Source organism: Hydrogenophaga sp. (assembly GCF_030158645.1).
Classification (GTDB): Bacteria; Pseudomonadota; Gammaproteobacteria; order Burkholderiales; family Burkholderiaceae_C; genus Hydrogenophaga.
In genome coordinates, this window is sequence record NZ_JAOASO010000168.1 from 69,437 (window position 1) to 91,238 (window position 21,802).

Here is a 21,802-nt window from a genome sequence, read left to right on the forward strand (position 1 = left end):
GCCGCCGGTGGATGGGCCACAAGGGCCCATCGGTCTGCGGTACTAACTGCTGAGCAGAAAGATCAGATCTTGCCCACGAGGTCCAGCGAAGGGGTGATCGTCTTCGCGCCTTCGTTCCACTTGGCAGGGCACACCTGGCCTGGGTTGTTGGCCACGAACTGGGCGGCCTTGAGCTTGCGCAGGGTTTCTTTCACGTCGCGGGCGATCGCGTTGTCGTGAATTTCGGCGGTCTTGATCACGCCTTCGGGGTTGATGATGAAGGTGCCGCGCAGTGCCAGGCCTTCTTCTTCGATGTGCACGCCGAACGCGCGGGTCAGCGTGTGGGTTGGGTCGCCGATCAGCGGGAACTTGGCCTTGCCCACGGCGGGCGAGGTCTCGTGCCACACCTTGTGTGCGAAGTGGGTGTCGGTGGTCACGATGTAGACCTCGGCGCCGACCTTCTGGAACTCAGCGTAGTTGTCGGCTGCGTCTTCCACTTCGGTGGGGCAGTTGAACGTGAACGCGGCCGGCATGAAGATCAGAACCGACCACTCGCCGCGCAGGCTGGCGTCGGAGACGGGTACGAACTTGCCGTTGTGGAAGGCTTGGGCCTGGAAAGGCTGGACGGTGGTGTTGATCAGGGACATGGTGTTTCCTTTGAAGTGAAGTTGCAGGGAATGGTGAGCGGGATGCTGTGGTTTTCAGCGACCCCTGAACTATAGCTGATGGCTATCGCTTTTCAGTATTGATAGTCTCTATCCGGTCAATAGTTGAAATGTAGCGCCTCGGCGGTCTGGGATGATCGCCTGCTTACATTTTAATGCGAATCGTTCTCGTTCGATATACAATCTGGACTTCCAGCCAGCCAGAACGCCTCCGCGTGCAGCCAGCCGAAAACCCTTCAGCTTGTTGCCACCATGTCCCAACGGAAAACCCGCCAGCACCACCTCCTGCCCGCCTCCCACCCTCGCGCGCCCACCACAGCCACCACCGCCATGCTGCCTCTGGGTGCGATGCTGCTGGCCGGCTCACTCAGCGCCCTGGCCCAAACCGCGCCGGCCGACACGCTGCCCACCGTGACCGTGCGCGAGCAGGCCGACGTGCCTCAAACCAAAAACAGCTTGCGCACCACCGCGAGCAGCATCGGCAAGGGCAACCAGGCGCTGCGCGACATACCGCAATCGGTGACGGTGATGACCGAGCGCCTGATCGACGACCGCAATCTCGACGATTTCCGCGAAGTGCTGCGCACCACCGCCGGCGTGACTTTCCAGGCCGGTGAAACAGGCGAAGAGGACGTGCGACTGCGCGGCTTTTCACTGGGGCAAGCCGGCGACATCTACACCGACGGCATCCGCGACGGCGCGCTTTATGAGCGCGACACCTTCAACAACGATCGCGTCGAAGTGCTCAAGGGCTCGGCCTCCATGCTGTTCGGCAAGGGCTCCACCGGCGGCGTGGTCAACCAGGTCAGCAAGCAGCCGTTTTTGCTGGACCAGCACGAGGTGACCACCACGCTGGGCACGGGCCGCGAAGCGCGCCTGACCGGCGACTTCAACTTCCATACAGGCGAAGACTCGGCCTTCCGCCTCAATGCCATGGTGCATGAGGAGAACCATTACGGTGCGAAGGTAAGCAAGCGCGGTGTCGCGCCCACCTACCGCTGGGGCATTGGTTCGCGCAACGAGTTCTCGGTCGGGCTGTACCACCTCGAATCCGAGGGCACGCCCAACTACAACCACCCCTGGTTCATCCAGAACGATGTCATTCAGCCCACCTTGCCAGCGCGCAACTACTACGGTCTGGCCAGTGACCACCTCGACACGTCGGCCGACTACGTCACGCTCAGCCACACGCACCGCTTTGACCGCCAGAATTCGCTGACGACCCGCTTGCGCCACGGCCGCTACGAGCGCGACCTGCTGGCCAGCGTGATCCGCTTCGGGACCACCGGCGGCGCACCCACCACCATCAACAACCTTGGCCCCAGCACCATCCTCACCCGTTCGCCCAAAGGGCGCATCGGCGTCAGCGACACCACGCAGATCCAGAGCGACTATGTGGGAACATTCAATGGCCTGGGCAAAAGGCACGACCTGCTCGCCGGCGTGGACATCTACCAGGAAGACGCCAAACGCGCGAACAACTTCCCCGGCCCATCGAGCGGGCTGACCACCACCGTGGGCACACCCAACGACGGGGACTCGTTTGCCGATGCACGCGGCGCCGTGCCGTTCAACACCTTCGACGCCCGCAACATTGGCCTGTATGTGCAGGACACGGTGAGCCTGAACTCCACCGTCAAACTCATCGGCGGCCTGCGCTACGACAACTTCAAGGCCACTTACGTCACCAGCACCGGCGTGGCGAACGACGTGTCGGCCAACTTGTGGAGCCCGCGCGTGGGCGCCTTGTTCCAGCCCGACGACAACACCTCGTATTACGTCTCGTTCGGCACCTCGTTCAACACATCGGGCGACACCTACCAGTTCACGCCAGGCGCGCCCAACGCCAAGGACGCCAACACGCCGCCGGAGAAAAGCCGCAACCTGGAGATCGGCGGCAAGTTCGAGCTGTTCGAGAAGCGTGCCTCGCTGGGTGCGGCGCTCTTCTATTCGGAAAAGTACAACGAACGCAACACCGACCCCGACACCGCCAGCACCCAGCAATTGCTCTCCGGCAAGCGCCACGCCGCTGGCGTGGAGATCAACCTGGCCGGTCGCATCACGCCGAAATGGGACGTCTTCTACAACCACACCTGGATCCCGAGCGCGAAGATCGACAAGAGCAATGTGGTGCTCAACCCCGCCGGCACCGGCGCGCAAGTGCAGGGCGACCGCCCGGGCCTCACGCCCAAGCACAGCGCGAGCCTGTGGACCACCTACCTGGTGATGCCCAAGCTACGCATCGGCGGTGGCCTGAACTACCGGGGCCAGCAAAACCCGGAAGGTTCGCGCCATATCGTGGCCGACAGCTTCGTCACGTTCGACGCCATGGCCGAGTACACGATCACCGAGACCACCACGCTCAAGCTCAACGTCACCAACCTGACCGACGAGCTCTACGCCGACTCGCTGTACCGCGGCTTCTACGTGCCTGGTGCCGCGCGCACGGTGCAGCTGACGCTGAAGAAACTGTTCTGAGCCAGGGCTGCCCGCACCGACACACCATGATCCTGCACCTGAAAAACGTCCTCACCGACGAAGAACTCGCGACAGCCCGCTCGCTGCTGGCCGATCAGGCGGCATGGGTCGACGGTCGTCTCAGTGCGGGCGCCCAGGCCCAGACCCAGAAGAACAACGAACAGCTCGCCCAAGACAGCGAGGCCGCGCGAGCGTTGCAGCCGCTGGTGCTGGGCGCCGTCCAGCGCGACCCGCTGTTCTTTTCTGCGGCACTGCCGCGCAAGGTTTTCAACCCGCTGTTCAACCGCTACAGCGGCGCAACCAACACCTATGGCGCCCATGTTGATGGCGCCGTGCTGCACTCCAGAACCACCCAGCAATGGGTGCGCACCGACCTCTCTTGCACGCTCTTCCTGAGCGACCCGGACAGCTACGACGGCGGTGAACTCGTCGTCAAGGACACCTTTGGCGACCAGCGCATCAAGCTGCCTGCGGGCGACATGGTGATCTACCCGGGCACCAGCGTGCACCGCGTCGATCCGGTCACCCGCGGCGCACGCATGGCCAGCTTTTTCTGGGTCGAGAGCATGGTGCGCAGCGACGAACAGCGCCGCCTGCTGTTCGACCTCGACATGAACCTGCTCGCGCTGCGCAAGCAACACGGTGAAACCCCCGAGACCACCGCGCTGACAGGGACCTACCACAACCTGTTGCGCCTGTGGGCCGACACATGAAGCGCAGCGACCGTCCGGAGGCGCCCAACGCACTGCCCGATGGCGTGGTCAGCCTGGCCGACCACGAGCATCGCGCGCGCCTGGTGCTCGGCGACGCCGTGTGGGCGTACGTCAACGGCGGCGCGGCCGACGAGATCACGCTGCGCGCCAACACACAGGCCTGGCAAGGCATCGAACTGCTGCCCCGCGTGCTGCGCCCACTGGCCGGCGGGCACACCCGTGTGAACCTGCTGGGCCGCGAGCTCGCCCACCCTCTGCTGGTGGCGCCCATGGCGTACCAGCAACTCGCCCACCCCCATGGCGAACGAGCCACCGCACTGGCTGCAGCAGCGCTGGGCGCCGGTCTGGTGCTCAGCACGCAGGCCAGCGCCCTGCTTGAAGACGTGGCCCGCTGCTTCCTGCCAGACGCGGGCCGCGGGCCGCTGTGGTTCCAGCTCTACCTGCAACACGACCGCGGCTTCACCCGCGAGCTCGTGCAACGCGCCGAAGCTGCCGGTTTCGAGGCGCTGGTGCTCACCGTGGACGCGCCCGTCAACGGCGTGCGCGACCGCGAGCGCCGCGCGGACTTTCGCCTGCCCGCCGGCGTGTCTGCGGTCAACCTCGCGGGCCTGCGCGAGCCCGGCCGGGCCACCCCAACCGCAGGCCACAGCGCGGTGTTCGATCACCTCATGGCCCACGCCCCCACGTGGGACGACATCGCCTGGCTGCGCTCCATCACGCATCTGCCCGTGCTCCTCAAAGGCGTGACACACCCACTCGACGCCAGGCAGGCGCTGACCTGTGGCGCGGCCGGCCTGATCGTCTCCAACCACGGCGGGCGCACGCTCGACACCGTGCCCGCCACCGCCGTCCTGCTGCCGCGTGTGGTGCAGGCGGTGGCGGGTGATGCGCCGGTGCTGGTTGACGGCGGCATCCGCCGCGGCACCGACGTGCTCAAGGCCATGGCGCTGGGCGCCTCGGCCGTGCTGGTCGGTCGCCCGGTGTTGCACAGCCTGGCCAACGCCGGAGCCGCCGGCGTGGCGCACGTGCTGCGCCTGCTGCGCGACGAACTCGAAATCGCCATGGCGCTCACCGGCTGCCGCACCCTGGCCGATGCGCCCGGCACGCTGTGGCCCAACGCCAACGGCAGCTGACCGCTCCTTTTTTTGTACATTTATGCAAATACGAAGCATTCTCGTTTAGAATAGCAACTCGAAATGACGCACCCGCTCACAGCCTTGAAAGGACCCACCATGACCACCGGACTCGTTGCCCTGGGCACTGGCCTGTTCCTGATGTTGTGCGCGGTGTGGTGGATCTTTCGCGCCTGATGCACGCTACGACCACGCCGCTAAACTGATGAGCTCCTTCAGCGCCACCCTGGCGCCGCCCCCCTCTTCCATGCCCGACGCCGTGTCCCCCCAGCTGCAACGCCGTCTGGCCATCGTGCTGGCGGTGGTGGTTTTCCACGTTGGCGCTCTCTGGGCCCTGCAAAGCGGCCTGCTCAAACGCGCCGTGGAGCTGGTGATTCCGGTCCAGGTGCTGGCCGAATTCGTCGAACCGCCGCAGCCACAGATCGAGCCGCCACCACTGGCCCCGCCGGTGGCCACGCCCACACCGCCCAAGCCAAGGCCGCGGCCGGTGCCCCAACCCCTGCCGCAGCCGGTGGCCACGCCCACGCCCGAGCCGTCCCCGCTGGCCCCGGTGGTGGCACCGAGCCCTCCCGCGCCACCGGCCCCCGCCGAGCCGGTGGTGGCTGCAGCACCACCGTCACCACCCGCACCCCCGTCGCCACCCCGCATCGAACTGCCTTCGAGCAGCGCCGACTACCTCAACAACCCGCGTCCGCCCTACCCGCCGCTGTCCAAGCGCCTGGGCGAGCAAGGCAAGGTCGTGGTTCGCGTCTACATCGACGTGGACGGCACCGCCTCTCGCGCCGAGGTGCGTCAATCCAGTGGCTTCGAGCGTCTGGACCAGACGGCCTTGCAAACCGTGCTGCGCTGGCGCTATGTGCCCGGCAAACGCGCCGGTGTGCCCGAAGCCATGTGGTTCAACGTACCGATCAATTTCGTTTTGGAATAAACCCCGTCAGCAGGAGTCAGAAGCATCATGGAACCGCAATTCGCAAGCTCGGGCATCGCCCACGTCTGGACCCAGGGCGACTGGGTCACCCGCTCGGTGGCCATCGTGCTGCTGCTCATGTCGCTGGCCACCTGGATCATCATCTTGTGGAAAGCCCTGGACCAACGCGCCCAGCGCGCACAGGCCAAGGGTGTGGAAGGCTTCTGGCACAGCGCCGACTTCGCCGAAGGCCTCGACAAACTGGGCACACCCGAGGGCAATCCGTTTCGCGCGGTGGCGCTCGAAGGCCGCGAATCGACCCGCCACATCCTGCACAAGGACGGCCACAACGGTTCCCCGCCGCAGCGCCAGCTGCACGACAGCCTGGACGTGAGCGACTGGGTCGAGCGCTCGCTGCGCAAGAGCGTGGACGACTACACAGCGCGCGCGCAGAGCGGCCTGTCGGTGCTGGCCTCGGTGGCGTCCACCGCGCCCTTCGTGGGTCTGTTCGGCACGGTCTGGGGCATCTACCACGCACTCCTCAGCATCGGCGCGGCCGGCCAGGTCAGCATCGACCAGGTGGCCGGGCCGATTGGCGAGGCGCTGATCATGACGGCGCTGGGCCTGCTGGTGGCCATTCCGGCGGTGCTGGGTTTCAACGCCCTGGTGCGGGGCAACAAGGGCATCAACCACCAGCTCAACCGCTTCGCGCACGACCTGCACGCCTACTTCGTCACCGGCGCCCGCGTCACGGCGGGGGGTGACGGCAAGGTGCTGCCCATGAAGAAAGTCCTGTAAGGAGCCCCGCCATGGCCATTGGAACCACCGACAGCGACGACATGATGAGCGAGATCAACATGATCCCGTTCATCGACGTGATGCTGGTGCTGCTGATCATCTTCATCATCACGGTGCCGGTGATCAAGCACGCGGTCAACATCGAGTTGCCGCAGGCCAGCATGGAGAAGGTGCTGGACAAACCGGAGAACATCCGCCTGTCGGTGGACGCCGATGGCGCCTATTTCTGGAACGACCAGCGCGTGGACGACGCCGACTTTGCAACCCGCCTCACGGCAGCCGCCGCACAGGAGCCGCAACCCGAGCTGCACATTCGCGGCGACAAGGCCGTGCGCTACGAGCGCGTGGCGCAGGCCATGGCCACAGCGCAGCGCAGCGGCGTGCGCAAGATCGGGTTCATCACCGAACCCGCACCATGAACACCCAGCCCCTGCCGAATCCGAGCCACGAATCGGCCAACGGAGCGCCTGAACACGCGCCCAGGGAAGGCGCGGCTCCAGCCCTCACCAGCGACTCGCTCCTGCAAGGCCAGAAGGCGGTGACGATCAGCCACAACGGCTCGCTCTACCGCCTGCAAACCACGCGCCAGGGCAAGCTGATCCTGACCAAATAGTTTCTTGAATCGTGGGGCGACTTCGGGGAATTCATCATTCCCGAGCGTCGTTTTTGACCAGCCAAGGGGCATTGCGCCCGGTTAGCCAGGTCTTTTTTCCCGCCCTGCTCAGAGTCCGATGGCGGCGATGCCGGCGCGCGCGATCTGCGCATCTTCGGTCGATTTCACGCCGCTCACACCCACCGCGCCCAGGCACTGGCCGTCTTTCATGATCGGCACGCCGCCCTCCAGCATGCCGGAGAGGAACGGCGCGCTCAGGAAAGACGTGCGACCCTGGTTGATCACGTCCTCATAGACCTTGCTCTCGCGCCGGCCCATGGCCGCCGTGTGGGCCTTGGCCGGGGCAATGTGCGCCGAGATGGCGGCCGCGCCGTCCAGGCGCTGCAGGCCCAGCAGGTGGCCACCGTCGTCCACGATGGCGATCGTGACGGCCCAGTTGTTTTTCAGCGCTTCGGCTTCAGCGGCGGCGGCGATCAACTTGACGTCGGCGCTGTCCAGCATGGGTTTGTTTTTCATGAACTTAAGTCCTGTTGGGGTGTCTGAGAAATGTCGCAGGCTCGGATTGTGAGTGCCCGCGTGTGCAGGAAGGACGATACCGCGACCATTGAGGGTCATGGGGTCACAAGTGACCTTACCAAAAATGCGGTTTCCGCCCCCCTGTCCCGCTGGAAATTCACCGCCCTAGAATGCAACTCCACCGGTTGGGTCTCATTCCGAGGCTCAGACACCGGCCCCCGTGTCAGATGATGAAGGAGATCACCACCATGACCAACCAAGTCCACACCAGCGGCCGCTTCGGCACCGCGGTATCGAGCGACGCGCAGCGCAACAAAGTCCTGCGCAACACCTACTGGCTGCTGGCCTTGTCCATGCTGCCGACCGTGCTGGGCGCCTGGGTGGGCGTGGCAACGGGCATCACGGCTGGTCTCACCGGATTCGTGGGTCTCATCGTGTTCCTGGGCGGCGCCTTCGGCTTCATGTACGCCATCGAAAAGACCAAGAACTCGGCCGCCGGCGTACCGGTGCTGTTGGCATTTACCTTCTTCATGGGACTGATGCTGTCGCGTTTGGTCGCCAACGTGCTGGGTTTCTCCAACGGTGCAAGCCTGATCATGACCGCGTTCGGCGGTACCGCAGCCATCTTCTTCGGCATGGCGACACTCTCGTCGGTGATCAAGCGCGACTTGGGCAACATGGGCAAATTTCTGTTCATCGGCGTGATCATGCTGCTGGTGGCCGGCATCGCCAACGTGTTCATCCAGTCGAGCGCGCTGATGATCACGCTGTCCGTGGTCGCCATCGGTATCTTCTCGGCCTTCATCCTGTACGACCTCAAGCGCGTGCAGGACGGTGAAGAAACCAACTACATCACCGCCACCCTGGGCGTGTACCTGAGCCTTTTCAACGTTTTTCAAAGCCTGCTGGCCCTGCTGGGCATTTTTGGCGGCGACCGCGAATAAGCGCCTCGTGACCCCAGAAAAAAGGACCTTCGGGTCCTTTTTTCATGCCGGCGTTTTTCCCTGGCCAATCAGGTGTCAAGTTCCAGATTCAAAAGCCGAAACATCAGGGAACCCACACCGACGACCATGCGCCACACTGCCCTCTCCGCCTGCCTTCTTGGTGCCGCCAGCCTGCTGGCGGGTTGTGACGCGCTCGGCATCGAAAGCGCCGCCGATGTGGCCGCAAAAAAGGAAGCCGAAGGCAAGGCCATCGGGAGCGCCTGCCGCCACGCGGTGCGCAGCATCGAAGACTGTTTCGGCGGCTACCCTCGTGCGGGCAAGGCCGCTGTTTTCGCCGGCTGGAAAGAGATGGACGAGTACATGCGCGAGAACGCCATCGTCGGCATGCCGGCCGAGCCTGCACCGGCCGAGGCGTCGCCCGCCAACAGCCCCGCCGCACCCGACGGCGGCAAGCCGGCGAGCGCTTCGCGCAGTTCCTGAACGCTTCGCTTCGCGCGGTTTACTCGCTCGCGGCGTCTTGGCCCGGCACCCGGTCGGGATCGAGCTCGAACACCGCCATGCTTTCCACGTGCGCCGTGTGCGCAAACATGTTGACCACGCCTGCTGCCACGCAGCGGTAACCCGCCTGGTGCACCAGCAGCCCGGCGTCGCGCGCCAACGTGGCCGGGTTGCAGCTCACGTACACGATGCGTTGCGGCGGCGTCCAGCCACCCCGCTGGGCGGGGTTCTGGTGCAGATCGGCCAGGGCCTTGGCCAGCGCGAAGGCGCCCTCGCGCGGCGGGTCCACCAGCCACTTGTGCGCCACACCGTCGGCCACCAGCATCTCTGGTGTCATCTCGAACAGGTTGCGCGCGGCAAAGCTGGTGGGGGCGAGCGCGCTGCTGCGCCCGGCCTGGTTGTGCGCAAGGTTGTCGCGCGAGCGGGCCACCAGGGTTTCGCTGCCTTCAATGCCCAGCACCTCGCCGGCGGTGGTGGCAATCGGCAGGGTGAAGTTGCCCAGGCCACAGAACCAGTCGATCACACGTTCGTTGTTCTGCGCATCCAGCAGGCGCAGCGCCCGCGTGACCAGCACGCGGTTGATGGCCGGATTGACCTGGGTGAAGTCGGTCGGCTTGAAGGGCATGGTGATGCCGAACTCAGGCAAGGCGTAGGCCAACTGCGGGCCATCGGTATCCAGCAGTTTGACCGTGTCGGGCCCCTTGGCCTGCAACCACCACTGCACACCGTGTTGCTGCGCAAACGCACGCAGGCGGCTGATGTCGTCCTCGCTCAGCGGCTCCAGGTGGCGCAGCACCATCGCCGTCACCTCGTCGCCGCAAGCCAGCTCGATCTGCGGGCAAGTTTCGCGCGCGTCCATGCTGAAGATCAGTTCGCGCAGCGGCATGAGCATCTCGCTCACGTGCGGCGGCAGCACCGGGCAGACCCGCATGTCGGCCACATAGCGGCTCTTGCGCTCGTGAAAGCCGATGAGCACCTCGCCCTTTTTGTGCACATGGCGCACCGACAGGCGCGCACGGAAGCGGTAGCCCCAGGCCGGCCCCTCGATCGGGCGCAGCATCATCTCGGCCCGCACCTTGCCCAGGTGCCAGAGGTTGTCTTCCAGCACGCGCTGCTTCACAGCCACCTGGGCCGATTCGTGCAGGTGTTGCATCTTGCAGCCGCCACAGGCACCGGCGTGCAGGCCGAAATGCGGACAGCCCGGGCGCACGCGCTGCGAGGACTCGTGGTGCACCGCCGTCACCACACCCGCTTCCCAGTTGTTCTTTTTGCGGTGCACGTTGACGCTGACCTGTTCGAACGGCAGGGCGCCTTCGATGAAGACCACCTTGCCGTCGGGCTTGCGGGCGATGCCCTGGGCATCGATGTCCAGCGATTCGACCGCGAGCCAGCCGTCGGGCAAGGGGCTCTCGGGTGCGTCGTGGGCCGCGGCGTTGGCGGTGGTGAGGAGGCTGTTTACGTGAAGGGTGGCGGCTGTCGTCATGCCCCGATTGTCTCAGGCCCAGGCAGCCAGATATTCGTTCCAGTGCGATTCGTTCGGCGCGAGATGGCCCAGCGTCTCCTTGACCAAGGCGATCTCCTGTTCGTACTCGGCCTCGGTCAGGCCACCGCGCATCTTCTGGAAGCGGCAGTACACGAGGTAGGTGTTCATCACATCGGTCTCACAGTAGCGCCGGATGTCCTCGGTCTGCCCGGCGAGGTACTGCGCATACACCTGCGAGCCGTCCATGCCCAGCTTGCCCGGGAAGCCACAGAGCTTGGCCATGGCGTCGAGTGGTGCGTTGTTCTTGGGCGAGTACATGGCCAGCAGGTCCATCAGGTCCAGGTGGCGCATGTGGTACCGGCTGATGTAGTTGTTCCACTTGAACTCGCGGTCGTCCTCGCCGAGGTCCCAGTACTTGCTGGCCTCCACGCCGTGGCGCAGACCCCGGTAGTGCAGCACCGGCAAATCGAACCCGCCACCATTCCAGCTCACGAGCTGCGGCGTGTGCTTTTCCACCGCGTGGAAGAAGGCCTGCACCACCTTGCCTTCGCTCTGGCCGTCCCGGTCCACAAACGAGTGGATGCGCAGGCCTTCGGCATTGCGAAACACACAGCTGATGGCCAGCACACGCTGCAGGTGCAGCGGCATGAAATCGCTCTGGCCTTTTTCCTGGCGCTCGGCCAACCACGCAGCATGGACCTGCTCGTCGGTGTGGTCAACCGGTGCAGCTCGCAGGGCCCTGAGGCCTTCAACATCGGGGATGGTCTCGATGTCGAAGACGAGCACCGGCCAGGCCATGGCGGCCCCGGCTCAGCGCTTGGGCAGATAGCCGATCGGGTCGACCGGTTTGCCCATGCGGCGCACCTCGAAGTGCAGCTTCACCCGGTCGGTGTCGCTGCTGCCCATCTCGGCGATCTTCTGGCCCTGGCGCACGGCCTGGTCTTCGCGCACCAGCAAGGCCTGGTTGTGGGCGTAGGCGGTGAGGTAGGTGTTGTTGTGCTTGAGGATGATGAGGTTGCCGTAACCGCGCAGGCCGGCGCCAGCGTAGACCACGCGGCCATCGGCGGCGGCCACCACCGGGTCGCCGATCTTGCCGGCGATGGACACGCCTTTGTTGGTGGTTTCGTCGAAGCTGGACACCACTGTGCCCTGAGCCGGCCACACGAAATTGAGCTCGTCAGCGCCAGCCGACGCAGGCGCCTGCGCGGGCGCCGGTGCAGGAATGGGCGCAGCGGCGGGTGCCACGGGCGCGGTGTCGGTGAGGGGGCGCGACACCACGCCAGTCGGGTTCACCGGGTTGCTGGACACGCCGGTGGCCGGTGCCGCCTGGGCCACCACAGGAGCGGGCGGCTGAACGCGCAGCACCTGGCCGATTTCGATGGCATTGGCGTTCGACAAATTGTTCCAGGCCTGCAGATCGCGCCAGTTCTGGCCGCTGTCCAAGGCAATGCGGTAGAGGGTGTCGCCGGCCTTCACCGTGTAGTAGCCGGGCTTGCCGGCGTTCTCGGCGCCGGGCAGCGCCACGGCGGCATCTGGCCGGGCCATGCCGCGGTCTTCCACCGGGGCGGGGCCGGACACGCGGCGGGTCGAACAACCGGCCGTGATCAGCACGACCGCCGCCACCGCAGCAACAGCAGCCACCTGCCAAGGGGAACGGCGCTGTTCACGGGGCACGGTCGGTGCCAGGGGATGACGCATGTACATGAAAACTCCCAACCTGTGGACGGGGCAAGCCTTGCGGCGGCCCCGATGGATAAAACGCCCCGCTGCCCACGGCAGAGGGGAAAACTCATGCGATACCCGATTTTAGAGGCACAAAAAACACGGCCTCCAGCTCGGTGCGGACGATGCCGGTGGCGGTTTTGTCCACCACCACCAGGTTTTGCTGGCCCGCTGCGGTGACCGCGGGCGCCACCAACCGGCCGCCCACGGCGAGCTGGTCGATCCAGGCCTGGGGAATGTCGTTGCCACCGGCGGCGGCAATGATGGCGGCATAAGGAGCACCTTTGGCGTACCCCACCATGCCGTCGCCGAACAGCAAGTGGAGATTGGAGATGCGAAAGGCTCGAAGGTTCTCGCGCGCCTTTTCGTGCAGTCCGCGCAGGCGTTCGATGCTGTAGACCTCGCGCGCCACATGGGCCAGCACCGCCGCCTGGTAGCCGCAGCCGGTGCCGATTTCGAGCACGCGGCCGAGCTTGCCCGCCTGGCTGGCGCACAGCAGTTCGATCATGCGGGCCACCACGCCGGGCTTGGAGATGGTCTGGCCCAGGCCGATCGGCAGGCTGGTGTCTTCGTACGCCTGGTTCACCAGCGCGGAGTCCACGAACCGGTGCCGCTCCACCGCCTGCAAGGCCGCAAGCACGCCGGTGTGGCTCACGCCCTGCGCCTGGATCTTGCGCACCATGGCCGCGCGCACGGCCGACGAGTCCATGCCCACGCCGCTGGCCGCCACGGTCCGCACGGGCGCCGCGGTTTTGATCGCCGGTCGCGGTACCGGTTGGACCGCAGACAGCGCGGGTTGGGACACACGCGCCACCGTCTGGCGCAACGCGGGCGGCGGGCTCGAAACCGGCAGCCGCGCCGGGAACGTGGGGCGGGCCTTGCCGCCGTCTTTCAAGAGCCTGCTCCCCCGGCGACAAGGGCCTCGGGCGGCGCCGACAGGCTGGCGGCGGTCGGTGCCCAATAGGCCAGGCGCTCGTGGTCGGTGAGGTCCACCTTCAGCGGCGTGATGGTGGCGTAGCCCTGCACGGCGGCATGGAAATCGGTGCCATCGGCGTCGTCCTTGGCCTTGCCGGCGCTGCCGATCCAGTACATGGTGTCGCCGCGGGGGTTGGTCTGCGAGATCACCTGCTCGGCGGCGTGGCGACGACCCAGGCGCGCGACCTTGAAGCCCTTGATGTCGGCGATGGGCCGGTTCGGGATGTTCACGTTGAGCAGCCAGGGGTCGGCGGGCGATCCGCTTTTCAAGGACGGCAACAACTGCGACACCAGGCGCGCGGCCACCTGGCCCGCATCTTCGAGGTGCCCCCAGCCCTTTTCGGTCTGCGAGAACGCAATGGCCGGGATGCCGAAGAGGTAGCCCTCCATGGCCGCACCCACGGTGCCGGAGTAAATGGTGTCGTCGCCCATGTTGGCGCCGTTGTTGATGCCCGAGACCACCAGGTCGGGCCGGTAGCCCAGCAGTCCGGTGAGGGCGATGTGCACACAGTCGGCCGGTGTGCCGTTGACGTAGCGAAAGCCGTTGTGCGCGGTGTGCACGTACAGCGGGGAGTGCAAGGTCAGCGCATTGGATTTGGCGCTGTTGTTGTGCTCGGGCGCCACCACCTCCACCTCAGCCAGCCCCTTGAGGGCTTCGTACAGCGCCACGAGACCGGGCGCCTGGTAACCATCGTCGTTGGAGATGAGAATTTTCATCGCCCGATTTTAGGTGGCTTCTCTTTGGTCACGCTTGAGACAGACAACGGGCTTACCCGCTGCAACGGGGGGCGCCGCCCTGCCTATCATGACCCGATTCATCCCAACAACCGAGGAGACGGCATGCACGCCTGGCTTTGTGAAAACCCCGTGGGCGTTGACGCCCTGACCTGGAAAGAACTGCCCACGCCCGAGCCCAAGGCCGGCGAGGTGCTGATCGAGATTCAGGCCGCGAGCCTGAACTTTCCCGACCTGCTGATCGTGCAGAACAAGTACCAGATGAAGCCACCCCTGCCCTTTGTGCCGGGTTCCGAATACGCGGGCGTGGTGCGCGCGGTGGGCGACGGCGTGAAGCACCTGCAGGTGGGCCAGAGCGTGGCGTGCCTCAGCGGCACCGGCGGCTTCGGCACGCACACGATCGCTCCCGCCGCGCTGTGCATGCCGCTGCCGGCCGGGTTCCCGGCGGTGGATGCGGCAGCCTTCATCATGATCTACGCCACCTCCTGGCACGCGCTCATGGACCGTGCGGCGCTCAAGCCGGGCGAGACCGTTCTGATCCTCGGCGCGGCCGGCGGCGTGGGCACGGCGGCGATCCAGATCGCCAAGGCGGCCGGTGCGCGCGTGATCGCCGCCGCCTCCAGCGACGAGAAATGCGAACTCTGCAAACAGCTCGGCGCCGACGCCACCATCAACTACAGCGTGCACACACCCAAGGAGGGCTTGCGCGACGCGATCAAACAACTCACCGACGGCAAGGGCCCGGACGTGATCTACGACCCGGTGGGCGGTGACTTCGCCGAGCCCGCGTTCCGCTCCATCGCCTGGCGCGGGCGTTACCTCGTGGTGGGTTTTGCCAGCGGCCCCATTCCGGCGCTGCCGCTGAACCTCACCCTGCTCAAGGGCGCGAGCATCGTGGGCGTGTTCTGGGGCGACTTCGCGCGCCGCGAGCCCAAGGCCAACGCGGAGATGATGCAGGCCCTGGCCGTGATGTACGCCCAGGGCCAGGTGAAACCGGTGATCGATCAGACCCTGCCCATGAGCGAGTTGCACAAGGCTTACGCCATCATGGGATCGCGCTCGGTCAAGGGTAAGCTCGTGATGGTCAATTGAACCCCACCGGAGCCATGTGAACGCAAACCCGCCCACCGGCCGACCCGCCCACCCCAAGTACCTGGGCCGGTACGAGCTGCGCCAGGTGCTGGGCAAGGGCTTGCATGCCACGGTCTGGCTGGCGCACGACCCGCGGCTGGACCGGCTGGTTGCCATCAAGGTGATGCAGGCGGTGCGTCCGGGCGCCAGTGCCGCCATGGAGCCCTGGTTGCGCGAAGCGCGCCATGTGGCCCGGCTCTCGCACCCCCACATTGCCACCCTGTTTGAAGCCGATGTGATCGACGGCCAACCCTCGCTGGTGTTCGAGTACGTGGCGGGCCAGACGCTGGCGGGGCACCTGCTTCAGAACGGCGCGATGCCCGCCGCGGATGCCGTGGCCCTGATGCTGAAAGTGCTGGATGCGCTCCAGGTGGCGCACGCCGCCGGGCTGGTGCACCGCGACCTCAAGCCCTCGAACATCCTGCTCGATCGCCAACTGGGCCCCAAGGTGACCGACTTCGGCATCGCCGCGCCCATGGGCACATCCGACACCAGCACGGTGCAAGGCACGCCGGGCTACCTGTCCCCCGAGGCCGCCACCGGACAAGCCGCCACGGCCACCAGCGACGTGTTCAGCGCCGCGCTCGTGCTCGCCGAGATGCTGTTCGGCCAACCGCTGGTCGATGGGCGCGACACCTACCGCGCCATCTACCGGGTCACCCACGAAGACCTCGCACTCCCGCCCGGCAGCGTTCACGACGTTGACGATGCGTTGCGCACGCTGCTGATGCGCGCCCTCGCACGTGATGCACGGCGCCGCATCGCCAGCGCAGAAGCCTTCGCGCAAGCGCTGCGCGACTGGCAAGGGCTACAGCAGGAGAGCAGCCACAACTCAGAGCCCCAAGGCAGCCACGCCACGCTGGGCTTTCTGCTGCGGCGCATGCGCCACAAGAGCGATTTCCCCGCCATGTCCGAATCCATCGGGCGCGTGCAGAGCATGGCCTCCTCGGAAAACGAGAGCCTGAACGCGCTGACCAGCGAAATCCTCAAGGACGTGGCGCTGACCAACAAACTGCTGCGCCTGGTGAACACGCCACAGTTCGCGCACGCCGGCGGCGGCGGCATCAGCACGGTGTCGCGCGCGGTGAGTCTCATCGGCTTCGTGGGCATCCGCAACATCGCCATGAGCCTGGTCCTGCTCGAGCACATGCAGAACAAAGCGCACGCCCACCTGCTCCAGGTCGAGTTCCTTCGCGCGCTGCTGGCCGGCTCGCTGGCCAGCGATCTGTGCGCCCTCTCGCGCGAAGGCGAGGAGGTGTTCATCGGCTCGCTGTTTCAAAACCTGGGCCGCCTGCTCACCGAGTTTTACTTTCCCGAAGAGGCGCAGGAGATGCGCAAAGGCGTGGCGGCCGGCAAGAGCGAAGACGTGGCGGCCCTGGGCGTGCTGGGCATGACCTGCGAAGACCTGGGCCTGGGTGTGGCCCGCGTGTGGGACCTCCCCGCCAGCATTCAGCGGCTGATGCGAAGGCCCGCAGGCAACCCACCATCGCGCCCGCCCGCCGACGCCGAAGAGCGCCTGCGCTGGCTGTGCCTGGCGTCCAACGACATGGCGGATGCCTTCCTGCACAAGGAAGGCGATGCGCTCGCGCGCGAACTCGCTCGGCTGTCGGCGCGCTATGCCAACGGCCTGGGGCTGGAGGGGAAACACATCCAGACGGTGGCGCTGGCCGCACGCGAAAAACTCGCGCAGACGGCAGAAGCGCTGGGTGTGCAGGTGGCTGGTGACTCGCCCGCGGCCCGGCTGCTCAGACCCGCAGCCATCAAGGTGCTGCCCGCCGACTCCTTGCAGCCGCTGGAACTGACGGCGCAGGCCGCACCCGACTCTCCACACGACCTGCCGACCGTCGCATTGCCGCGCGTGGTGTCGGCCGACTTGCTGGCCACCGGCATCCAGGACATCACCAACGCCATGGTCGAAGACTTCGAACTCAACGACGTGCTGCGCATGGTGCTGGAGACCATGTACCGTGCGCTGGGCTTTCGCCGGGTGCTGCTCTGCCTGCGCGATCCAGCCTCGCACAGCCTCACGGGCCGGTTTGGCCTGGGTGACGACGCCGCCGCGGTGGCCCAACTGTTCCGCGTGCCGCTCAAAGACGCGCAAGACCTTTTCGGCATGGTCTGCAACAAAGGCCTGGACACGTTGATCCGCGATGCCAGCGTGCCCAATGTGGCGCAGAAGCTGCCCCTCTGGTTCCGCAGCCACATCAACGCACCGGCTTTTCTGCTGCTGCCCCTGCAGCTCAAGGGCAGCACCTTCGGACTCATTTACGCCGACAAGGCCAAGGCTTCCGACATCGCGCTCGACGAAAAGGAGCTCGCTCTGCTCAAGACACTGCGCAACCAGGCGGTGATGGCGTTTCGGCAGTCCCGGCCCTGAATCAACCGGCGACACAACAACGCCCAACAAAAAAGGCCTCGAAACCGGAGTTTCGAGGCCTTTTGGCTTGGCTCAGCGCGGGGCTGAGACAGCAACGTTCGAGGGCTTAGTAGCCGCCGCGTCCGCCGCCGCCGCCACCGTAGCCGCCACCGCCGGAGCGATCGCCACCACCGTAGCCACCACCACCGCCGCCGTAGCCGCCGGTGCGGGGAGGACGTGCCTCCATCGGACGGGCTTCGTTCACGGTGATGCTGCGGCCGCCGAGCGACTGGCCGTTCATGCCGGAGATAGCGGCTTGCGCTTCTGCGTCATTGCCCATCTCGACAAAACCGAAGCCTTTGGAGCGACCGGTGTCGCGTTCCATCATGACCTTGGCGCTGTTGACAGAGCCGAATTCGCTGAAAGACTGTTGCAGGTCTTCGTCGCGGACGGTGTACGGCAGGTTGCCGACGTAGAGTTTATTGCCCATGGGGACTCCTCAAAAAACACATAAAACAAAAGCGATGGGGTCCCGAAAGCACAACAAATCCAAGAAGTACCGCCGTAGCGCGCGAAACTGACCGATCACCCAGCTTGCGCGACTGTTCACCAATCGCGCACGCCCATTATGCGCCATGCGGGGGCAGATTCCCATCAAAGGGCAAACCCGATGGCATTGCCATCAAGAAATTGCCGCCCTTGCCGCCTGCTGCCCACTGGAGGATCACGCGGTCACGCGCCTCAGAAGCACGGGTTGGGCTGCACGTGAGGCTCGGAGATGCCCTCATCCCGAGCCAACAGGCCGGTCACCATCGCCGGGGTCAATGGCTTGACGAGGTAATGACGGATGAGATCGATCGAACCGGCCGTGGCCTTGTCCACCGACCAGGCCGACGAGGTCAGGATGTGGAGTTGCAGCTCCGCGCGCGGCCGCAGCCCGGCGCTGAGTGCGCGTGCCACGGCAAAGCCGTTCATGCCCGGCATGTTGATGTCGAGGAAGACCATGGTCGGCACAGCGATCTGGTCTTGCAGGAGAAACTGAAGCGCCCGCTCGCCGCTCTCGAAGATCAGGATCTCGCCAGCAAAGCCGGACTTGCGCAGCGCGATCTCGTGGAAGAAGTTGTCGTTTTCGCTGTCGTCGACCAGGACGACACGCTGCACGTTGCCCTGTGTGTTCATGCGGAAGGTCCGGCGATGGTCGGTCCGGGGGCCCGTGCCTGTCCAGGCAGGATCACGGCGTAAGCATTGCTGCCGTCGGACTTGAGCTCGATCTGCAGTTCCCCCTGATGCAGATCGATGATGTGGGAGGCAATCGACAGACCCAGCCCCAGCTCGCGCACATCGTTCATGGCGCGCTGGCGCGCCCGGCGGGCAGATGCGGGCGTGCGGGCGCCGGCAGGCGCGTCGGCCGGAGCCACTGCCCGGTCCACGCGCTGTGAGGTGATGTCCACCCGGTGGGTGAACAGCTCCTCCGTGGAACGGATGGTCACCCGAAGATCACCCGCCGCATCCTCGCGCTTCGCCGAGCCGAGCAGGCTTTCCAGAATGCTCCGGATGGCCAGGCTCAGGAGCGGTGCGTCGGCGCGGAGCGTGCCCGAGACAAGCAGGTCCACCTCCACGCCCCGGGCGCCCCGTTCGGCCTGGATTTCTGCAACGGCTTTGGCGTAGATGCCCTGGGCCAGGTGCGCCTGCATCCGCATGTCGCTGGTGTCAACCTCGCTGTAGAGGCGCAGGTCTTCGAGCACCCGGGCCAACTTGGCACTGGCCTCCTGCGCAATGCGCAGGCATCGAAGCTCCAGCGGATCGCCGCGCATCGCGGCGGCCTCTTCCAGCAAACGCGTGGCGTTGGTGATGGCGTTGACCGGTTCCTTGAGATCGTGCGAAACGCTGTAGACGTACTTGCGGTTGGCCAGGCGCTTGGCCTGCAGTTCCCTGACCGCCTCGTCCAGTTGCCGTTCGCTCTGCTTGCGCAGGGTGATGTCGCGCGCACGCTCGACCACCCCGTGCACCACGCCACCGTCGCGCGCGGGGATGTGCGTGACCTCCAGGAAACGCGTGCCCATGCCGGGAAACTCGGCCTCCAGCTCGAACTGCGACTCGTGCCCGGCCAAGGCCTGGTTGATGCTGGGTTTGAACAGGGCCCGGTAGCTGGTGCGGTCGATCAGGTCCTGCACACGCGTGCCCACGATGGCCTGCGGCGCGCGCAACCAGTAGCGCTGAAACGCCGGGTTGACAAAGAGGTAGCAATGCTCGCGGTCGATGAAGGCAGCCATGTCGCGGCCCTCGTTGAGCACGTCGCGCACGATCTGCTGTCCCTTGACGATCTGCTGCACCATGACCTCGGACTGGTCGCGGCGATGGCGCTCGTGCTCGATGAGCTGCATGGCGAGATCGGCCAGGTGCTTGAGCATGCCCAGCTGCCGGTCATCGAGCTCGCGCGGCACGCTGTCCAGCACGCACACGGTGCCCAACGCCGCCCCACTGGAAGTCACGATGGGCGCACCGGCATAAAACACCAGTTCGCCGTTGCGCACCATGGCGAAGGCCTGAAAGCGCGCATCACCATGGGCGTTGTTGACCACCATCACCTCGTTCGGCGACAGGATGGCATGGGCACAGAACGACTCGTCGCGCGAGGTCTGCGTCACCTCCAGGCCTTGGCGGGCTTTGAACCACTGCCGGTCGGAGTCGACCAGCGAGATCAGTGCGATGGGGGTGCCGCAGATCCCCGCGGCCAGCGCGGTGATGCGGTCGAACGCCTTTTGCGGCAAGGTGTCCAGCACCTGCAGGCGGCGCAACGTCGCCAGCCGATGGATTTCATTGTCCGGGGTCGGATGGGGCATGCTTTCGAGGGGGTGCAAAGCGTTCAGGGCCCGGCCATCAGGGCGGCAGCGGTCTCGCGCGTCAGCGGCTTGGCCAGGTAGCCCTGAATGCGGCCGATGGAGTCGGCGGTGGCCCGGTCCACGGACCACGACGAGGAGGTCAGCATGTGCAGCTGCAACGGCACACCGGGATCCAGCTGTTGGTCCAGCGCACGGGCCAGCTCGAAGCCGCCCATCCCGGCCATGTTGATGTCCATGAGGACCAGGGTGGGCACGCTGACACGGTCCTGCAGCAGGAACTCGAGCGCATCCTCACCCTTGTCGTAGATCTTGATCTCGCCGGCGAAGCCACTCTTGCGCAGAGCAAGGTCGTGAAAGAAGTTGTCGTGCTCGCTGTCGTCCACGAGGATGACGCGTTGGGTGGGGATGTCGTGTTTCATGGTGAGGCTTTTGGCCGGTGGAACGGCGGGCCCTGGTGGGGCTTCGCCGGGATCGGGCAACATCGAAGGACGGGTATTCATCGAATCAATGTAGGCAGCGGGAAGTGCGCTGGCGATGTCTTATGACATGACCACAGCCGCAATGGTTCAACCCAACGTGCCATGGATCACGTTGAGCACGCCAGGTGGCAGGGGTTGAGCCACCTTTTTCAGCAGCAAGTGGCGGTTGAGGGGCCCGGCGGTGACGGGCCAAGGCAGCGGTGTTCAGCGGCGAGATGCGCCGATGGTCCTGGTCAAACGCCCCTGCGGGCTCGACGTTGGCCTCCAGCCGCCGCCGGCGCTCAGATGAAACGCTCGATGTAGATCACGGCTCCCTCGTCGAAATGATCGAAGTTGCGGTGGATGGTGTGCGAGGCGCAAATGAGCTCGTCCTCCACAAAGCGCGGGCAGCCGATGGCCCAGAGCTGCAGCGGGATGTTGGCAGCGGCCGCCAGCATGGGACCGCTGGGCGCCCAGAACAGGGTGCCGCTGTCGTGGCCGACACGCAAGTCCTGAAAGTTGTGCTGGTAGCGACGCGTGAACATGACCGCCACAAACCGCAACGCCGCCGCCATGGCCACCGCCTGCGGCTGCCCCGCAGAAACAAACTGGTGCTGGATGTACTGCATGCCCAACTCCAGCGAAGGCAGGTCGTCCAGCCCGGGGATCACCGGATACGGCACCAGCGCCGTCCGGTCGGTCTGCAGCTTGTTGCCCATGAGCTTGAGCGCACGGCGCGATGCCTCCACGAAGAGCAGGCGCGGCACCGGCTGGCAGGCCGCGTCCAGATCGATCTGCACCGCAGGGTCGGTGCCCTGGGGTTTGTGGTGGCGGTCGTGTGGCTCGGCGTTCATG

The 21,802-nt window shown here is 65.8% G+C and carries 23 protein-coding genes; 11 read left to right on the top strand and 12 right to left on the bottom strand.

Annotated features, from left to right (window positions below; all coding sequences use genetic code 11):
* Nucleotides 1-62: 62 nt before the first annotated feature.
* Nucleotides 63-626: an alkyl hydroperoxide reductase subunit C gene (gene ahpC, locus Q1W68_RS18235; protein WP_300659575.1), complete on the bottom strand. Its 564-nt coding sequence runs from the start codon at nt 624-626 to the stop codon at nt 63-65.
* A 366-nt stretch (nt 627-992) separates the two neighbouring features.
* Between ahpC and Q1W68_RS18240 the strand changes: the two genes are divergently transcribed.
* From Q1W68_RS18240 to Q1W68_RS18270, 7 genes are all read left to right on the top strand, one after another.
* Nucleotides 993-3,122 (top strand): TonB-dependent siderophore receptor, encoded by a 2,130-nt coding sequence (locus tag Q1W68_RS18240; RefSeq protein WP_300655489.1) that lies wholly within the window; start codon nt 993-995, stop codon nt 3,120-3,122.
* Between the two features lie 26 nt (nt 3,123-3,148).
* Nucleotides 3,149-3,835: a Fe2+-dependent dioxygenase gene (locus Q1W68_RS18245; protein ID WP_300655443.1), complete on the top strand. Its 687-nt coding sequence runs from the start codon at nt 3,149-3,151 to the stop codon at nt 3,833-3,835.
* Entirely contained in the window at nt 3,832-4,968 is a 1,137-nt protein-coding gene (locus tag Q1W68_RS18250) for an alpha-hydroxy acid oxidase (protein ID WP_300717229.1), read from the top strand. Before Q1W68_RS18245 ends, Q1W68_RS18250 begins: the two co-directional genes overlap by 4 nt.
* Before the next feature lie 247 nt (nt 4,969-5,215).
* Complete coding sequence (locus Q1W68_RS18255; RefSeq protein WP_300655491.1) at nt 5,216-5,896, top strand: energy transducer TonB; 681 nt, start codon at nt 5,216-5,218, stop codon at nt 5,894-5,896.
* Between the two features lie 27 nt (nt 5,897-5,923).
* Complete coding sequence (locus tag Q1W68_RS18260; protein WP_300717230.1) at nt 5,924-6,673, top strand: MotA/TolQ/ExbB proton channel family protein; 750 nt, start codon at nt 5,924-5,926, stop codon at nt 6,671-6,673.
* Between the two features lie 11 nt (nt 6,674-6,684).
* Complete coding sequence (locus tag Q1W68_RS18265) at nt 6,685-7,092, top strand: biopolymer transporter ExbD (protein WP_300717231.1); 408 nt, start codon at nt 6,685-6,687, stop codon at nt 7,090-7,092.
* Nucleotides 7,089-7,286, top strand: a complete 198-nt coding sequence (locus tag Q1W68_RS18270; RefSeq protein ID WP_300655450.1) for a hemin uptake protein HemP — start codon at nt 7,089-7,091, stop codon at nt 7,284-7,286. The genes Q1W68_RS18265 and Q1W68_RS18270 overlap by 4 nt, the downstream gene beginning before the upstream one ends.
* Before the next feature lie 108 nt (nt 7,287-7,394).
* Here the strand turns inward: Q1W68_RS18270 and Q1W68_RS18275 are convergent, their stop codons facing one another.
* Nucleotides 7,395-7,802, bottom strand: coding sequence for a heme-binding protein (locus tag Q1W68_RS18275; protein WP_300655451.1), 408 nt, complete (start codon nt 7,800-7,802; stop codon nt 7,395-7,397).
* 248 nt (nt 7,803-8,050) lie between these two features.
* Here Q1W68_RS18275 and Q1W68_RS18280 point away from each other — a divergent pair, with 248 nt between their 5' ends.
* Together Q1W68_RS18280 and Q1W68_RS18285 are read left to right on the top strand one after the other, a co-directional pair.
* Nucleotides 8,051-8,746 carry a Bax inhibitor-1/YccA family protein gene (locus Q1W68_RS18280; RefSeq protein WP_300655453.1) on the top strand — a complete coding sequence of 232 codons (696 nt, stop codon included), beginning with the start codon at nt 8,051-8,053 and terminating at the stop codon, nt 8,744-8,746.
* A 126-nt stretch (nt 8,747-8,872) separates the two neighbouring features.
* Nucleotides 8,873-9,226: a hypothetical protein gene (locus Q1W68_RS18285; protein WP_300717232.1), complete on the top strand. Its 354-nt coding sequence runs from the start codon at nt 8,873-8,875 to the stop codon at nt 9,224-9,226.
* Between the two features lie 19 nt (nt 9,227-9,245).
* Here the strand turns inward: Q1W68_RS18285 and rlmD are convergent, their stop codons facing one another.
* The 5 genes from rlmD to surE all read right to left on the bottom strand — a co-directional run bounded on the left by rlmD (nt 9,246) and on the right by surE (nt 14,141).
* Nucleotides 9,246-10,727, bottom strand: a complete 1,482-nt coding sequence (rlmD, locus tag Q1W68_RS18290) for a 23S rRNA (uracil(1939)-C(5))-methyltransferase RlmD (protein WP_300717233.1) — start codon at nt 10,725-10,727, stop codon at nt 9,246-9,248.
* 12 nt (nt 10,728-10,739) lie between these two features.
* Nucleotides 10,740-11,525: a 3'-5' exonuclease gene (locus tag Q1W68_RS18295; protein WP_300659580.1), complete on the bottom strand. Its 786-nt coding sequence runs from the start codon at nt 11,523-11,525 to the stop codon at nt 10,740-10,742.
* 12 nt (nt 11,526-11,537) lie between these two features.
* Complete coding sequence (locus tag Q1W68_RS18300; protein WP_300717234.1) at nt 11,538-12,431, bottom strand: peptidoglycan DD-metalloendopeptidase family protein; 894 nt, start codon at nt 12,429-12,431, stop codon at nt 11,538-11,540.
* An 85-nt stretch (nt 12,432-12,516) separates the two neighbouring features.
* The gene (locus Q1W68_RS18305; protein WP_300717236.1) at nt 12,517-13,158 is read right to left on the bottom strand and encodes a protein-L-isoaspartate(D-aspartate) O-methyltransferase; all 642 of its coding nucleotides are present in this window, start codon (nt 13,156-13,158) and stop codon (nt 12,517-12,519) included.
* A gap of 182 nt (nt 13,159-13,340) precedes the next feature.
* Entirely contained in the window at nt 13,341-14,141 is an 801-nt protein-coding gene (gene surE / locus Q1W68_RS18310; RefSeq protein WP_300655466.1) for a 5'/3'-nucleotidase SurE, read from the bottom strand.
* Between the two features lie 123 nt (nt 14,142-14,264).
* On the opposite strand from surE, the gene Q1W68_RS18315 reads away from it, so the two are divergent.
* Both Q1W68_RS18315 and Q1W68_RS18320 read left to right on the top strand, forming a co-directional pair.
* Complete coding sequence (locus Q1W68_RS18315; RefSeq protein WP_300655468.1) at nt 14,265-15,251, top strand: NADPH:quinone oxidoreductase family protein; 987 nt, start codon at nt 14,265-14,267, stop codon at nt 15,249-15,251.
* A gap of 16 nt (nt 15,252-15,267) precedes the next feature.
* A complete protein-coding gene (locus Q1W68_RS18320) occupies nt 15,268-17,667 on the top strand; it encodes a serine/threonine protein kinase (RefSeq protein ID WP_300655470.1) in 2,400 nt (799 codons plus the stop codon).
* Between the two features lie 106 nt (nt 17,668-17,773).
* Here Q1W68_RS18320 and Q1W68_RS18325 read toward each other — a convergent pair whose 3' ends face one another.
* The 5 genes from Q1W68_RS18325 to Q1W68_RS18345 form a co-directional block, all read right to left on the bottom strand.
* Nucleotides 17,774-18,136, bottom strand: a complete 363-nt coding sequence (locus Q1W68_RS18325) for an RNA-binding protein (RefSeq protein WP_300655472.1) — start codon at nt 18,134-18,136, stop codon at nt 17,774-17,776.
* Nucleotides 18,137-18,387: 251 nt separating this feature from the next.
* Nucleotides 18,388-18,825, bottom strand: coding sequence for a response regulator (locus tag Q1W68_RS18330; protein ID WP_300655473.1), 438 nt, complete (start codon nt 18,823-18,825; stop codon nt 18,388-18,390).
* On the bottom strand, nt 18,822-20,489 hold the full coding sequence (locus tag Q1W68_RS18335) for a PAS domain-containing protein (RefSeq protein ID WP_300655475.1): 1,668 nt from the start codon (nt 20,487-20,489) through the stop codon (nt 18,822-18,824). The genes Q1W68_RS18330 and Q1W68_RS18335 overlap by 4 nt, the downstream gene beginning before the upstream one ends.
* Nucleotides 20,490-20,512: 23 nt before the next feature.
* Nucleotides 20,513-20,989 (bottom strand): response regulator, encoded by a 477-nt coding sequence (locus Q1W68_RS18340; protein WP_300655477.1) that lies wholly within the window; start codon nt 20,987-20,989, stop codon nt 20,513-20,515.
* A 260-nt stretch (nt 20,990-21,249) separates the two neighbouring features.
* Nucleotides 21,250-21,801 (bottom strand): hypothetical protein, encoded by a 552-nt coding sequence (locus tag Q1W68_RS18345; RefSeq protein ID WP_300655479.1) that lies wholly within the window; start codon nt 21,799-21,801, stop codon nt 21,250-21,252.
* Between the last annotated feature and the right edge of the window lies 1 nt (nt 21,802).

What these genes read in the sequence shown, in the direction of transcription:
- Q1W68_RS18340 (WP_300655477.1), bottom strand. Translation starts at nt 20,989, where the DNA reads ATGAATACCCGTCCTTCGATGTTGCCCGATCCCGGCGAAGCCCCACCA.
- Q1W68_RS18245 (WP_300655443.1), top strand. Translation starts at nt 3,149, where the DNA reads ATGATCCTGCACCTGAAAAACGTCCTCACCGACGAAGAACTCGCGACA.
- Q1W68_RS18240 (WP_300655489.1), top strand. Translation starts at nt 993, where the DNA reads ATGCTGCTGGCCGGCTCACTCAGCGCCCTGGCCCAAACCGCGCCGGCC.
- Q1W68_RS18275 (WP_300655451.1), bottom strand. Translation starts at nt 7,802, where the DNA reads ATGAAAAACAAACCCATGCTGGACAGCGCCGACGTCAAGTTGATCGCC.
- Q1W68_RS18255 (WP_300655491.1), top strand. Translation starts at nt 5,216, where the DNA reads ATGCCCGACGCCGTGTCCCCCCAGCTGCAACGCCGTCTGGCCATCGTG.
- Q1W68_RS18260 (WP_300717230.1), top strand. Translation starts at nt 5,924, where the DNA reads ATGGAACCGCAATTCGCAAGCTCGGGCATCGCCCACGTCTGGACCCAG.
- Q1W68_RS18330 (WP_300655473.1), bottom strand. Translation starts at nt 18,825, where the DNA reads ATGAACACACAGGGCAACGTGCAGCGTGTCGTCCTGGTCGACGACAGC.
- Q1W68_RS18295 (WP_300659580.1), bottom strand. Translation starts at nt 11,525, where the DNA reads ATGGCCTGGCCGGTGCTCGTCTTCGACATCGAGACCATCCCCGATGTT.
- Q1W68_RS18270 (WP_300655450.1), top strand. Translation starts at nt 7,089, where the DNA reads ATGAACACCCAGCCCCTGCCGAATCCGAGCCACGAATCGGCCAACGGA.
- Q1W68_RS18250 (WP_300717229.1), top strand. Translation starts at nt 3,832, where the DNA reads ATGAAGCGCAGCGACCGTCCGGAGGCGCCCAACGCACTGCCCGATGGC.
- Q1W68_RS18325 (WP_300655472.1), bottom strand. Translation starts at nt 18,136, where the DNA reads ATGGGCAATAAACTCTACGTCGGCAACCTGCCGTACACCGTCCGCGAC.
- Q1W68_RS18305 (WP_300717236.1), bottom strand. Translation starts at nt 13,158, where the DNA reads ATGGACTCGTCGGCCGTGCGCGCGGCCATGGTGCGCAAGATCCAGGCG.
- Q1W68_RS18300 (WP_300717234.1), bottom strand. Translation starts at nt 12,431, where the DNA reads ATGTACATGCGTCATCCCCTGGCACCGACCGTGCCCCGTGAACAGCGC.
- Q1W68_RS18280 (WP_300655453.1), top strand. Translation starts at nt 8,051, where the DNA reads ATGACCAACCAAGTCCACACCAGCGGCCGCTTCGGCACCGCGGTATCG.
- surE (WP_300655466.1), bottom strand. Translation starts at nt 14,141, where the DNA reads ATGAAAATTCTCATCTCCAACGACGATGGTTACCAGGCGCCCGGTCTC.
- Q1W68_RS18315 (WP_300655468.1), top strand. Translation starts at nt 14,265, where the DNA reads ATGCACGCCTGGCTTTGTGAAAACCCCGTGGGCGTTGACGCCCTGACC.
- Q1W68_RS18345 (WP_300655479.1), bottom strand. Translation starts at nt 21,801, where the DNA reads ATGAACGCCGAGCCACACGACCGCCACCACAAACCCCAGGGCACCGAC.
- rlmD (WP_300717233.1), bottom strand. Translation starts at nt 10,727, where the DNA reads ATGACGACAGCCGCCACCCTTCACGTAAACAGCCTCCTCACCACCGCC.
- Q1W68_RS18285 (WP_300717232.1), top strand. Translation starts at nt 8,873, where the DNA reads ATGCGCCACACTGCCCTCTCCGCCTGCCTTCTTGGTGCCGCCAGCCTG.
- ahpC (WP_300659575.1), bottom strand. Translation starts at nt 626, where the DNA reads ATGTCCCTGATCAACACCACCGTCCAGCCTTTCCAGGCCCAAGCCTTC.
- Q1W68_RS18265 (WP_300717231.1), top strand. Translation starts at nt 6,685, where the DNA reads ATGGCCATTGGAACCACCGACAGCGACGACATGATGAGCGAGATCAAC.
- Q1W68_RS18335 (WP_300655475.1), bottom strand. Translation starts at nt 20,489, where the DNA reads ATGCCCCATCCGACCCCGGACAATGAAATCCATCGGCTGGCGACGTTG.